The organism is Mesorhizobium sp. M4A.F.Ca.ET.090.04.2.1 (assembly GCF_003999085.1).
GTDB lineage: Bacteria > Pseudomonadota > Alphaproteobacteria > Rhizobiales > Rhizobiaceae > Mesorhizobium.
On the sequence record NZ_RZOT01000119.1, the window covers coordinates 1 to 12,279 of the forward strand.

The following is a 12,279-nucleotide window of genomic DNA, read 5'->3' on the forward strand; positions in this document are numbered from 1 at the left end:
CATCTCGCCTCTCTCAGCGCGCCAGCCAGCCGCCATCCACCGGCACCACGGCGCCATGCATATAGTCGGACGCCGGCGCCGGACGGCAACCGCCGGCGCGTGCTCCTCCACACGGGCGAGCTGATGATGGTCGAGTTCGGCTTCGACAAGGGTGGCGTCGGCGCGCTGCATTCGCATCCGCATGTGCAGGCGAGCTACGTCGCCGAAGGCCGCTTCGAGGTGACCGTCGACGGCCGGACCGAAGTTCTGGAAGCCGGCGGCAGCTTCATCGTTCCGTCCAATATGCCGCACGGCGTCAGGGCGCTGGAGGCCGGGCGCCTGGTCGACAGCTTCACGCCGCACCGAGCCGATTTCCTCGGCTGATTTTTCTGACCGTAATCTAGCGCGGCAAGGCGTGGTCGCGTCGGCTCGCGGCGAGCAAGCGATGGGTGGCTTCGATAATCGCCTCGGCCGGCGTATCGGAGACTTTCGCCGATCGCCCGCGCCTAGGCGCGGTGACCACCTCGACGGTGTTCGACAGCGGCCGCCAACGTTCCATGTTAGCGCCATTGTTGATGATCACCGCCGGGGTCATGACGGTGGCGAACAGATGCCCCAGACCGCCTTCCATGCCGACATAGGCGGCCGCCATTTCGCCGAGCGCAAGCAGCAGGTCGCTGAATGCTTCGGCATCGAGCCCAAGCTCCGGGCCGACCAGTTGAAGACGGGGTTCCTTCGCGGCAAGGGTCTGCGGGCTCGGTCCGCTGCCCGGGGTGACCAGATAGAGCACCCGGCAGCCGGCATCGATGAGGTTGCCGGCGACGGCGGCGACCTGAGCGTCGCTCATGAACTTGTTGCCCTTGGCGTTGCCGCCAAGAAGGATGAGCGGACGCTGGTCCGCGCCGCGCAACTGACGCGCCATGGCGCGGGCAGCCTTCGGAACGTCCAGCCTGTGGTCGAATGGCAGATGCCTGCCGGCCAGCCGCTCCACCAGCCGATGGTAGCGCCAGGCATTGTGTTCGGGACGCAGCGTCCATCTGACGCCCGCACGCCAGGACAGCATATAGCCGGCAAAATTGGGCTCGTAGCGAACGCCGCGGCCGATGAGCTGCAATCCGGTCACCAGCAGGCCGGGCACGCCGGTGCGGAAATCGACGAGCGTCGTTTGCCCGCCGCGCGGCTTGAACTCGGCGAGGACAGCCGAAAGCGGCGTCACCGCCCTGAAATCGTCGATGAGGGAAGCGACGTGCTTCCGCAAGACACCGGTGAGCGAGGAGTTGCCCATTGTGCCATAGACGATGTGGCTCTGCGGGAAGGCCGTTCTTGCGGCGCGCAATGCCGGCAGCCTTAGCAATCCGTCGCCGAGGGCGTCGTTGCGGGCGTAGAAGATCAGCAGCGGTGCGGTCGAATCCATGCCGGTGCGGAACCCGTGGCTCAGGGCGGAAATGGGCCTCGATCGAGGCGCGCTCTGGTCCGGCCGCTGATACTGAAGCCGTCCTGGGGAGTCAAAGGCGATCTGCCGCGCACCGGAAACAGAAAACCCGCGCCTCCGGGGAGGCGCGGGTATGTTGCCTGGGCGCGTGTGGCGCCGCGGTACTCAAAACATCACCGCAGGACTGGGACGGTGCCGCAACATGGTGAAGATAGGTTTAACGCGGGCTCGAATGAGGTTCACGGCGACGCTCCCGCCTGTGGATAAGCCAGGCCATTTGCAGGCACCTGAAAATGCACGTATCTGACCATGTTCGTGGGCGGAGAGGCAAAGCTTGAACGAAGGCCGGAAAGAGGCTTGTCAGCCCGGGACTCGCGTCGTTCTGGCGGTTCGGCGACATGGGCCCATCATCACGCCGGGCATGCTGCCGGGCGACGATGGCGACAACATCAACGGCCCGTCGCTGATCAGGGTACCCGACTGGCTGCCGGGCCGGCTCGGCGCCTACTATCTCTATTTCGCCCACCACACGGGCACGTATATCCGGCTCGCCTACGCGGATTCGCCGCAGGGTCCGTGGCGGGTCCATCCCGGCGGGGCGCTGTCGCTCGAACAATGCCCGTTCCTGCGAGAGCACATCGCTTCGCCGGACGTGCATGTCGACGATCAGAGCCGCCGCCTGGTCATGTATTTTCACGGACCGACCGAGGCCGGCGGCCGGCGCCAGACGAGTTTTGCCGCAACCTCGCCCGACGGCATCCATTTCGAGCCCCGTCCGGAGCCGCTCGGGCCATCCTATGCGCGGATCTTCCGCCACGGTGGCTGGTGGTACGGGCTTTTCGGCACCGGCACCGTCACGCTGTCGCGCTCCAGCGACGGGCTTTCGGGCTTCGAGCCGGGCCCCGTGTTGTTGCCTGCCTCGGGCCGCCGTCTCTCCCCCAGGCATGTCGCCGTGCAGACATGCGGCGAGCGGCTCAGGGTCTACTACACGCGCCGGGGCGATGCGCCGGAGCGGATCCTCCATGGGACTGTTGATCTCGCGCTGGACTGGCGCCGCTGGAAGGTGCGGGGCATGACCGAATTGCTGCGGCCGTCATGTGGATTCGAAGGCAATGGCGAGCCTGTCCGGCGCAGCCGGACGGGGCTGGCAAGAGGCCGGGAAAACGCCTTGCGCGATCCGGCGATCTTCGAGGAGGACGGCCGGACATGGCTGCTCTATGCCGCCGCCGGCGAGAGCGGCATAGCGCTCGCCGAAATCCATTCGATGCCGGAGCGGATGGCGGACCGGCTTGCCAGAACCATTCGCCAGGTGGCCTCGCCGCTGTCGGAACGGCTTCGACGCCTCGGGATCCGGACCAAGCAGCCCAGGCGGATATTCATAGCCGGCTGCGCGCGCAGCGGAACCACGCTCGCCCGCCGGCTGATGGGCTGTTTCGACGACACCTATGTCCATGAATTCGAATCGCCCTTTCCAAAGCTGCTCGAACTGAAACGCCCGCATGCCAGTCTCGTCGTCAAGCGCACTGCCCAAAGCCACGAGCAGCTATGGCAACTGCCCGCCGGCATCGGCCTGATCTATTGTGTGCGCCATCCTTTCGACGTGCTGACCAGCGCGCATCCGGAGACGGTGCATCTGCGGCCCTTTCATGTCACGACCGAACGCTGGGAGGCGGAGTATGCCGGCTTGAACCGGTTGCGCGAAGCCCAGCCGGCGCGCAAGATCCTCTACCTGCGCTATGAGGATCTGATTGCCGAGCCGGATGCCGCGCAGGCGAGGATCTCCGGCGCGTTCGGCCTCGCGCCGGCGATCCGCTTCAGCGCGGATGCGGACAATCCGATCCGCGCCACCTCGTTGCGGAAATGGGAACGCAATGAGGCGCTCAGGACCTATCTCCAGGGTCTGCCGCCGGCCTTCCTCACCCGCGTCGAGATGTTCTGCCGCGAATTCGGTTATGAGTTGCCGTCAGATCTGAACGCCGGAAAGGGCGAACGTGGAGAGTGAGTCGCGTCATCGAGCGCCTGCAGCGGCGCATGATCCGCCCGCTCGCAGCCGACCAGAACGCAGGTGGCACACGCGGCGGGTGGCGCTCGGGCGATCTTGCCTTTAAGACCATCGCCTCGACCAAACCGGGGACCATCGGGTGATGCATAGATCGGCGGCGAGCGTCCCGGCGGATGCACGGGATGCCAAGCATCGCGTCCTCAAGGACGTGTTCGGCTACGACGATTTTCGCCCCGGCCAGGCCGCTGTGATGGAAGCGCTGCTCAACGGACGCCATGTGCTGGCGGTGATGCCGACCGGCGCCGGCAAATCGCTCTGCTACCAGGTCCCGGCGCTGGTGCTGGGCGGGCTCACCATCGTCGTGTCGCCGCTGGTGGCGCTGATGCAGGACCAGGTCGCGGCGCTGCGTCTGGCGGGTGTGGCCGCCGACACGATCAATTCCTCGCTCGACCGCGAGGCCAATGTCGCCGCCTGGCGCCGTGTCGCGTCGGGCCAGACGCGGTTGCTCTATCTCGCGCCGGAGCGGCTGATGACCGAGCGCATGCTCGATGCGCTGGCCAGGCTCGACGTCCGCCTGATCGCCATCGACGAGGCGCATTGCATTTCGCAATGGGGGCCAGCATTCCGGCGCGAATATGAAGACCTGTCGCGGCTCGGCGGCATCTTCCCGGATGTGCCCGTCATCGCGCTGACGGCGACGGCGGACGAAGGGACTCGCGCCGACATCGAAGCCCGGCTGTTCTCCGGGCGCGTCGAGACCCTGGTGCTGGGCTTCGACCGGCCGAACATCAAGCTTGCCATCGAGGCCAAGCAGGACAGCAAGCGCCAGTTGCTGCGCTTCATCGAACGCCATCCAGGGCGCAGCGGCATCGTCTATTGCCTGTCGCGCAGGAAGACGGAGGAGGTGGCGGCCTTCCTCGAGAAGAACGGCGTCACCGCGCTCGCCTATCATGCCGGCATGAGCAAGGACGCGCGTGAAGCGAATCAAAACGCCTTCATGACGCTCTCCGGCGTCGTCATGGTGGCCACCATCGCCTTCGGCATGGGCATCGACAAGCCCGACGTCGCCTATGTCGTCCACACCGACCTGCCCAGCAGCCTGGAAGCCTATTACCAGGAGATCGGCCGCGCCGGCCGTGACGGCCGGCCGGCAGAGGCGCATATGCTGTTCGGCCTCGGCGACATCCGCACACGCCGCATGTTCATCGAGGATGAGGACGCCTCGCCGGAGCACAAAAGGCGCTCGCATGGCCGGCTCGATACGCTGATCGGCTATTGCGAGACGGCGCAGTGCCGGCGCCAGGTGCTGCTCGGCTATTTCGGCGAACAGGCCGAGCCGTGCGGCAATTGCGACAATTGCCTCGAGCAGGTGCCGCGCGCGGACGGCAGCGCCGAGGCGCGCCTCATCCTTGCCGCCGTCGCCCAGAGCGGCGAACGTTTCGGCGCCGCCCATGTCATCGACATCCTGCTCGGCCACGAAACCGAGAAGGTGCTGGCCAGGAGCCATCACAGGCTTGGAAGCTTCGGCAGCGGGACGGCGCACAAGCGGCCCGCATGGCTGTCGCTGATCCGCCAGCTCGTCGCCGGCGGGTTTCTCGTACCTGATCCCGCCGGTCATGGCGGTCTTGCCATTTCCGAAAACGGCCATGCGCTCGGTCGTGGCGAGGTTTCGTTCGAGTATCGCGTCGAGACGCGGCACCGCGCCATGCGTGGCAAAGCGCGTTCCGGCGAGGGTGGCGGCGCGGAGGCGGACGGCGTGGATGCAGCGCTGCTCGCCACGCTCAAGGCCCTGAGGCTGCGCCTGGCCAAGGAACGCCAGGTGCCGGCCTATGTCGTGTTCTCCGACCGCACGCTGATCGACATGGCCGAGCGCCGCCCGAACGACCTCGACGCTTTCGCCGAAGTGAACGGCGTCGGCGAGGCCAAGCTGAGGGAGTTCGGCGAGATTTTTCTCGAAGCGATTGCGGGGCATCGCGCGGTCTAGGTCAGGCGCAACCGCCGAGACCGAGGGACAAACTCCCGGGCCGCGGACGCCCTGTCTGCCCAGACCACGTCTGGCGATCGCAACCGCGCATTCCGGCCGGCAGTTGCCGAACGCCGATTGGCAGGAGCCACGTTCCGCTGAATTTTTCCCCCGCCGCGGCGAAATTCCGACAAAGGCTGTGCCGGAAAAGCTCTAGGTACGACGCTGCTGGAGGACCCAGCGCAGTTTTTGAGGGCTGTCAGCCCCAAGTGGAATGCACGAATGACGATAATCATCGACAATGCCGCAAATTGGCGCGACATCGCGCGCGTGGGAGACGGCGAAAAGCTGGCGTTGGCGCCGGCCGCCTGGGATCGCATCGCGCATGCGAACCGCATCGTGGCAAGCCTCGTCGAAAAGGGCATCCGCGCCTATGGCGTGAATACGGGCGTCGGGGCGCTTTCGAGCCAGGTGGTGGCGCCTGCCCTCCAGGAGAAGCTGTCGCGCAACATCATTCTCAGCCACGCTTGCGGCGTCGGCGAACTGGCGCCCGAACGCGGGATCCGCGCCATCATCGCCGTGCAGGTGGCAAATTTCGCGCATGGCCATTCGGGCGTGCGGCCTGAGATCGTCCGCAATCTGCTCACCTTCCTTGAGCGCGACTGCATTCCGGAAGTTCCTTCTCGGGGATCCGCCGGATATCTCACGCACAATGCCCATATAGCGCTGGTGCTGATCGGCGAGGGCATGGCAAGGGTCGCCGGGCGCAGGATGAACGGTCGCGAGGCTTTGGCCGAGATCGGCCTCGAGCCGCTGGTGCTGGGCGCCAAGGAAGGTTTGAGCCTCGTCAACGGCACGGCGTGCGCAACCGGCCTGACAAGCATCGCGGTGGCTCGCGCCGAGCGTCTATTGGGTTGGGCCGATGCCGCCGCGGCGCTCACGCTGGAGGCCGCCGGCGGGCAGATGGCGGCCTTCGACGAAGATGTGCTTGCCATGCGGCCTTCGCCCGGCATCCAGTCGGTTGGCGCTTCATTGCGGCGCCTGCTCGATGGCAGCGGGCTGATCGCGGCTGCGCATGGCAGTCGCACGCAAGACGCCCTCAGCCTCCGCGCGGTGCCGCATGTGCATGGCGCGGCGCGCGAAGTGCTTGAGCGCTCCGCGCAACTGGTCGATCGCGAACTGGCTTCGGTAACCGACAATCCCATCGTATCCGGCTCGCTCGATGACCCGCGGGTGTTTTCGCAGGCGCATCCGGTCGCGGCCGCGCTCGGTCAGACCGCCGACAGTTTGACGATTGCGCTGGCGCAGGTCGCCGCCATGAGCGAACGTCGCATCGACCGCCTGGTCAACCCGCTGGTCAACAATCTGCCGGCATTTCTCGCGGCGGAAGGCGGTTGCAACTCGGGCTTCATGATCGCCCAGTACACCGCCACGTCGCTAAGCAACGTCAATCGGCGCCTTGCCGCGCCGGCAGCAACCGACGGCGGCGTGACATCCGGCCTGCAGGAGGATTTCCTCGCCCACCCGACGGTGGCGGCCAACAAGCTCTTGGCGGTCATCGACAACGCCGAATACATTCTGGCGATCGAACTCATGGCGGCCGCGCAGGCGCATGATTTCCTGTCCGACCGCGCGGCACGGGCGCCAGGCACCGATGCCATCTATCGCGCCATCCGCCAGCGCGTCGGGCACTACAGCGACGACCGCCCGCTGTCCTGGGACATGGAAAGGTTGCGCGATTTCATCCGCGAGGCCGATGTGAGGCAGTGAAAGGCGGATGTCGGGAGAGGCTCCGAGCCGCCCTCCTGCGCTAAAGCTTCGGAGGGGCAACCTGCTTCGCGCGACGGAGCGGGCTGTTCGGCGAAGCTCGAAGAGCGAGCAGGATGGCGGAGAGGGAGGGATTCGAACCCCCGATGCCCTTGCGAGCATGCCGCATTTCGAGTGCGGTGCATTCGACCACTCTGCCACCTCTCCGCGGTCATGGTCGGCCGTTGCCGGCGCGGCGCACTAGATAACGACTGGACGTAAAGGTTACAAGGCCAAATCTGCCGGATGAGCGGCTTCTTTGACGCGGTGTCGATTTGGTCACGGCCAGGCGGCTCCGACGGGCCGGCAGACGGCCAGTCCGCGAGCGTCATGGTCCGCCTCGCATGCGGGCGGCAGCCGGCCCGGGCCTCGCGAACTGCCGGACGTTCATGGTGTCGGCTGCTTGCCTTGACTTTGACCGGACCTTCGGTTAGGGAACGCGCGCAATCGGCGTGGAGGGTTCTTCCGCGCCGCTTGTTTTTTGAACCCGCAGACTGACAAAAAGACGGCCGATCCGCTCGATGCGGCTCATCGAGGCCGACCGAACAGCGAAAGGCAAAAAATGTTCGCAGTCATCAAAACGGGCGGCAAGCAGTACCGCGTCGCCGCCAACGATCTCCTGAAGATCGAGAAACTCGAAGCCAAGGTCGGCGACATCGTCGAGATCGGCAATGTGCTGGCGCATGGCGAGGGCGAGAACGTCACCTTCGGCGCGCCGTTCGTCGATGGCGCTCTGGTCACGGCCGAAGTCGTCGAACAGGGCAAGAACCGCACCGTCATCGCTTTCAAGAAGCGCCGCCGGCAGAATTCGCGCCGCAAGATCGGCCACCGCCAGCTTCTGACCACCGTCAGGATCGCCGAGATCCTGCTGGGTGGCGCAAAGCCGGCGAAGAAGGCCGCCGCCAAGCCGGAAGCCAAGGCCGAGGCTGCTGTCGAGGCGAAGGCCGAAGCCGCTCCGAAGGAGGCCAAGGCCAAGAAGGAAGCTGCTCCGAAGGAGGAAGCCAAGGCCGAAGCCGCTGCTGCGCCGCTGTTCAAGGCGCCGAAGGGCGAGCCGGACGACCTGACCGTGATCAAGGGCATCGGCCCGGTCGCCGCCAAGGACCTCAACGAGCAGGGCATCATCACCTTCGCGCAGCTCGCCAAGCTCTCCGACAAGGATGTCGCCAAGATCGACGAGCACATGCCGTTCAGCGCCGACCAGATCAAGGACTGGCGCGAGCAGGCCAAGGAGCTGGCGAAGAAGTAAGGCGCATCCGGCGAAACGATCGCCGGATCGGACTTGAAACGGAACGCGAACGCGTTCATAAGACCATTCAAACGCCCTCGCGGCGTATCGGAGTTAGTTAGATGGCACACAAGAAAGCTGGCGGTTCGTCGCGCAACGGTCGCGACTCGCACTCCAAGCGGCTCGGCGTGAAGAAGTTCGGCGGCGAAGCCGTGATTCCGGGCAACATCATCATTCGTCAACGCGGCACCTCGTGGCATCCGGGCACCAACGTAGGCATGGGCACGGACCACACCCTGTTTGCGCTCGAAGCCGGCGCAGTCGCCTTCAACAAAAAAGCCAACGGCCGAACCTACGTCTCGGTGAACCCGATTACCAAAGCAGCGGAATAGCCGGTTTCCGCACCACAACACCGGCACCCATCTCGGGAACCGGTGTCTGGCCAGGCCAGGAAAAGGATCAGGGGAGATGGGTTTCCATCTCCCCTTTTTTCTTTGCCTGGAGGACTGAAAATGGTTGCCGAAGCGGAAGACACGGACGACGAAAGTTACGCGATAGACTGCCCGGTGCTGGCCACCGAGCGGCTGGTGATGCGCGCCCCGCGCGACAGCGACATCGGGCAACTGGTGGCGCTCGCCGACAATCGTCACGTGGCCGAGATGCTGGTTCGCATGCCGCATCCCTACGGCGAGGCCGAGGCACGCGCCTTCCTCGCCATGGCAGCGTCGCGCCGCGCCGGCATCGTCTACGCGCTGACGCTTGCCGGCACCGGCACCTTCGTCGGCTGCGCGGGGCTCAACACCACCGATCGCGGGCTGGAGCTCGGCTATTGGATCGGTGAACCTTACTGGAAGCGTGGCTACGCCACGGAAGCGGCGCACGCGCTGGTCGACCTCGCCTTCCAGAGGACCTCGATCCAGGTGCTGCAGGCCTCGACCCGGGTCATTAACCCGGCCTCTCGCCGGGTCATTCACAAGTGTGGCTTCCAGTATGCCGGCCAGGGCATGCTGAACTCGATCGTCGCCGGCCAGGTGCCGGTCGAGCGCTACCGGCTCGATCGCAAGACGTGGACCAGCTTGCGCAACTGGGTCCACTTTTGATGTGTGCCGATATTCAGGTGAGGCCGGTCTGCAAACGTTGGTTTCCTGTGCTTCCGGTGCTCACGTGCCTCAAGCACGCTCCGCTCCGGTTCTCGGAAACCAGCGTTTTCGACTCGGCCTGACCTGAATCTCGACACACATCAGCGCATCGCTTCGACAGTTCGGAAAGTTTTCCAGGTCAATCCAATTCGGCCCAGACCGGCAGATGGTCCGAACCCACCGCTTGCCGGTCGACCCAGAGGCGCTTCAGCGATCTGGCGAGCGAGGCGCTGGTGAAGATGTAGTCGATGCGCTTGTGGCGGCTCGCATCGTCGGGCCGTTTCGGGTCGACCCAGGTGGCGAGATCCGGGACGCCGAGGCGCTCCGCGACATCGACAGCGAGATCGGCGGTGAGCGGCATGCCGAATTCGTGGTCCGGGCGGCCGGCAAGGTCGACATATTCGGGCGAGCCGGGCAGCATGTTGAAGTCGCCCATGACGATGAAGGCTTCCGGGTAGGGCAGATCCGGCAGGCCGATCTCGGGAATGCCGGAAAGGCCGCCGCCCTCCAGCGCATAGTTCAACAGGCGCTGACGCAGGAACCGGATCTGGCTTTGACGTTCGACAGGGCTGCGATGGTCGAGATGCGTGGAGTAGAAGCGGATAAAGCCGAGCGGTGTCTCGATCAGCGCCTCGAGCGCGCCACGCTGGAAATTCATCGCCTCCAGGCTGCGGCTGCGCGGAAGGAGAAGGTTGCGCGACAGATGAATGGGTGTCTTCGACAACACCATGTTGCCGAGCTGGAAGGTGGTCGTGATGGCGCGGCCGGCCTCCAGGCGCGAGCTGATATTGACCTCGAAATTGCTGCCATAGGCGGCAAAGTAGTCAGGCAGCGCCTCGCCGAGTTCGGCCACCATGTCGCGGTTGTTGTTCCTGGGGTTGTTGCGGGTGACCTCCTGCAGCGCGATCACGTCGGCGCCGCGCACGGCATCGGCGATGCGGGAAACATCGTAACGGTCGTCGAGACCTATGCCATACTGGATGTTGTAGGTGACAAGCTTCATTGCCGCGCCCCTTCAGTCCCGCCCGCCAACAGTGCTACCGCGTCCTTTGCAAAAGGGCATCCGGCGCTTTAGTCGCAAATCGGCCTCGCGCTGTGCCCCGCCTTGGTTTAAGGCATGTCGAGATTCAGGTGATGCCGGCCTGCAAATGCCGGTTTCCTGCGCTTCCGGTGCTCGCGTACTCAAATACGCTCCGCTCCGGTTCTCGGAACTCGCCATTTTCGGCTCGGCCTGACCTGAATCTCAACATGCCTTAGAGCAATCGCTCAAGGCCATCAGCAGAAACTCGAAACGACGATGAAATTTCTCGACCAGGCAAAGGTTTATATCCGCTCCGGCGACGGTGGCGCCGGCTCGGTGTCGTTCCGGCGCGAGAAGTTCATCGAGTTCGGCGGGCCGGATGGCGGCGATGGCGGCCGCGGCGGCGATGTCTGGGCGGAGGCGGTCGACGGACTGAACACGCTGATCGACTATCGCTATCAGCAGCACTTCAAGGCCAAGACCGGCACGCACGGCATGGGCCGCAACATGACCGGCGCCAAGGGCGCCGACGTCACGCTGAAAGTGCCGGTCGGAACCCAGATCTTTGCCGAGGACAATGAGACGCTGATCTGCGACATCACAGTGGTCGGCCAGCGCTTCCTGCTTGCCAAGGGCGGCAATGGCGGCTTCGGCAACCAGCATTTCAAGACCTCGACCAACCAGGCGCCGCGCCGCGCCAATCCCGGCCTGCCGGGCGAGGAGCTCAGCATCTGGCTGCGGCTGAAGCTGATCGCGGATGCCGGCCTGGTCGGCCTGCCCAATGCCGGCAAGTCGACCTTCCTCGCCGCCGTCACCGCCGCCAAGCCGAAGATCGCCGACTATCCCTTCACCACGCTCTATCCCGGCCTCGGCGTCGCCCGCATCGACGGCCGCGAATTCGTCATCGCCGACATCCCCGGGCTGATCGAGGGCGCGCATGAGGGCGTCGGTATTGGCGACCGGTTCCTCGGCCATGTCGAGCGCACGCGCGTCTTGCTGCATCTCGTCTCCGCCCAGGAGGAGAATCCTGGCAAGGCATACAAGACCGTGCGTGCCGAGCTCGAGGCCTATGGCCATGGGCTGGCCGAGAAAGTCGAGATCGTGGCGCTCTGCCAGATCGACATCCTCGACGCCGAGGCGCGCAAGAAGAAGACGGCCTCGCTGAAGCGCGCCGCCGGTCGCGCGCCGATGCTGTTGTCGGCCGTCACCGGCGAAGGCGTGGAAGCGGTGCAGCGCGCGCTGATGGCTGTCGTGGCCGAGGCGCGCGACGCGGTTCCCGCTCCCGTCGACACGCGCTGGCAGTGACCATGCAGTCGCTGAAGAAATACCGGCGCATCACCGTCAAGATCGGCTCGGCGCTGCTTGTCGACCGCGGCACGGGGCTGAAGCGCGACTGGCTGGATTCGCTGGCCGACGACATTGCGGTGCTTGCCCATGGCGGCGCCGAAGTGCTCGTCGTCTCCTCGGGCGCGATCGCGCTCGGCCGCACTATCCTCGGTCTTGGAAAGAGGGCGCTGAAGCTGGAAGAGAGCCAGGCCGCCGCCGCCGTTGGCCAGATCGCGCTCGCCGGTGCCTGGTCGGACGCGCTCGGCAAGGGCGGGCTGAAATCCGGCCAGATCCTGCTCACGCTCGGCGACACCGAGGAGCGCCGCCGCTACCTCAACGCCCGCGCCACCATCTCGACGCTGCTCAAGATGAAGGCGGTGCCGGTC

At 65.6% G+C, this 12,279-nt stretch carries 11 protein-coding genes, 1 tRNA gene and 1 pseudogene; 10 read left to right on the forward strand and 3 right to left on the reverse strand.

The features are described from left to right. A partial coding sequence (locus tag EN781_RS11080) for a cupin domain-containing protein (protein ID WP_245492583.1) occupies nucleotides 1–363 on the forward strand: 363 nt, incomplete at its 5' end. A gap of 16 nt (nucleotides 364–379) precedes the next feature. Here the strand turns inward: EN781_RS11080 and EN781_RS11085 are convergent. Continuing rightward, a complete protein-coding gene (locus EN781_RS11085; RefSeq protein WP_126057612.1) occupies nucleotides 380–1,393 on the reverse strand; it encodes a glycosyltransferase family 9 protein in 1,014 nt (337 codons plus the stop codon). 439 nt (nucleotides 1,394–1,832) lie between these two features. On the opposite strand from EN781_RS11085, the gene EN781_RS35230 reads away from it, so the two are divergent. From EN781_RS35230 to hutH, 4 genes are all read left to right on the forward strand, one after another. Continuing rightward, on the forward strand, nucleotides 1,833–3,413 hold the full coding sequence (locus EN781_RS35230; protein ID WP_245455305.1) for a hypothetical protein: 1,581 nt from the start codon (nucleotides 1,833–1,835) through the stop codon (nucleotides 3,411–3,413). After that, the gene (locus EN781_RS34255) at nucleotides 3,410–3,556 is read left to right on the forward strand and encodes a hypothetical protein (RefSeq protein ID WP_189347473.1); all 147 of its coding nucleotides are present in this window, start codon (nucleotides 3,410–3,412) and stop codon (nucleotides 3,554–3,556) included. Before EN781_RS35230 ends, EN781_RS34255 begins: the two co-directional genes overlap by 4 nt. Next, nucleotides 3,556–5,397 carry a DNA helicase RecQ gene (recQ, locus tag EN781_RS11095; protein WP_126059304.1) on the forward strand — a complete coding sequence of 614 codons (1,842 nt, stop codon included), beginning with the start codon at nucleotides 3,556–3,558 and terminating at the stop codon, nucleotides 5,395–5,397. The genes EN781_RS34255 and recQ overlap by 1 nt, the downstream gene beginning before the upstream one ends. Before the next feature lie 261 nt (nucleotides 5,398–5,658). Continuing rightward, on the forward strand, nucleotides 5,659–7,146 hold the full coding sequence (hutH, locus tag EN781_RS11100; protein ID WP_126057613.1) for a histidine ammonia-lyase: 1,488 nt from the start codon (nucleotides 5,659–5,661) through the stop codon (nucleotides 7,144–7,146). A gap of 114 nt (nucleotides 7,147–7,260) precedes the next feature. Here the strand turns inward: hutH and EN781_RS11105 are convergent. Beyond that, a tRNA-Ser gene (locus EN781_RS11105) sits at nucleotides 7,261–7,350 on the reverse strand. Between the two features lie 394 nt (nucleotides 7,351–7,744). Between EN781_RS11105 and EN781_RS11110 the strand changes: the two genes are divergently transcribed. The 3 genes from EN781_RS11110 (at nucleotide 7,745) to EN781_RS11120 (ending at nucleotide 9,507) form a co-directional block, all read left to right on the forward strand. Continuing rightward, entirely contained in the window at nucleotides 7,745–8,428 is a 684-nt protein-coding gene (locus EN781_RS11110) for a 50S ribosomal protein L21 (protein ID WP_126057795.1), read from the forward strand. 101 nt (nucleotides 8,429–8,529) lie between these two features. Beyond that, nucleotides 8,530–8,799, forward strand: coding sequence for a 50S ribosomal protein L27 (rpmA, locus tag EN781_RS11115; RefSeq protein WP_126057796.1), 270 nt, complete (start codon nucleotides 8,530–8,532; stop codon nucleotides 8,797–8,799). A gap of 120 nt (nucleotides 8,800–8,919) precedes the next feature. After that, nucleotides 8,920–9,507, forward strand: coding sequence for a GNAT family protein (locus EN781_RS11120; protein ID WP_126057797.1), 588 nt, complete (start codon nucleotides 8,920–8,922; stop codon nucleotides 9,505–9,507). 178 nt (nucleotides 9,508–9,685) lie between these two features. On the opposite strand, the gene EN781_RS11125 is transcribed toward EN781_RS11120, so the two are convergent. Beyond that, complete coding sequence (locus EN781_RS11125; protein WP_126057798.1) at nucleotides 9,686–10,549, reverse strand: endonuclease/exonuclease/phosphatase family protein; 864 nt, start codon at nucleotides 10,547–10,549, stop codon at nucleotides 9,686–9,688. A 294-nt stretch (nucleotides 10,550–10,843) separates the two neighbouring features. On the opposite strand from EN781_RS11125, the gene obgE reads away from it, so the two are divergent. Together obgE and EN781_RS11135 are read left to right on the forward strand one after the other, a co-directional pair. Next, on the forward strand, nucleotides 10,844–11,872 hold the full coding sequence (gene obgE, locus EN781_RS11130) for a GTPase ObgE (RefSeq protein WP_126057799.1): 1,029 nt from the start codon (nucleotides 10,844–10,846) through the stop codon (nucleotides 11,870–11,872). A 2-nt stretch (nucleotides 11,873–11,874) separates the two neighbouring features. Further along, nucleotides 11,875–12,279, forward strand: a pseudogene (locus EN781_RS11135) (glutamate 5-kinase); the annotation flags it as partial.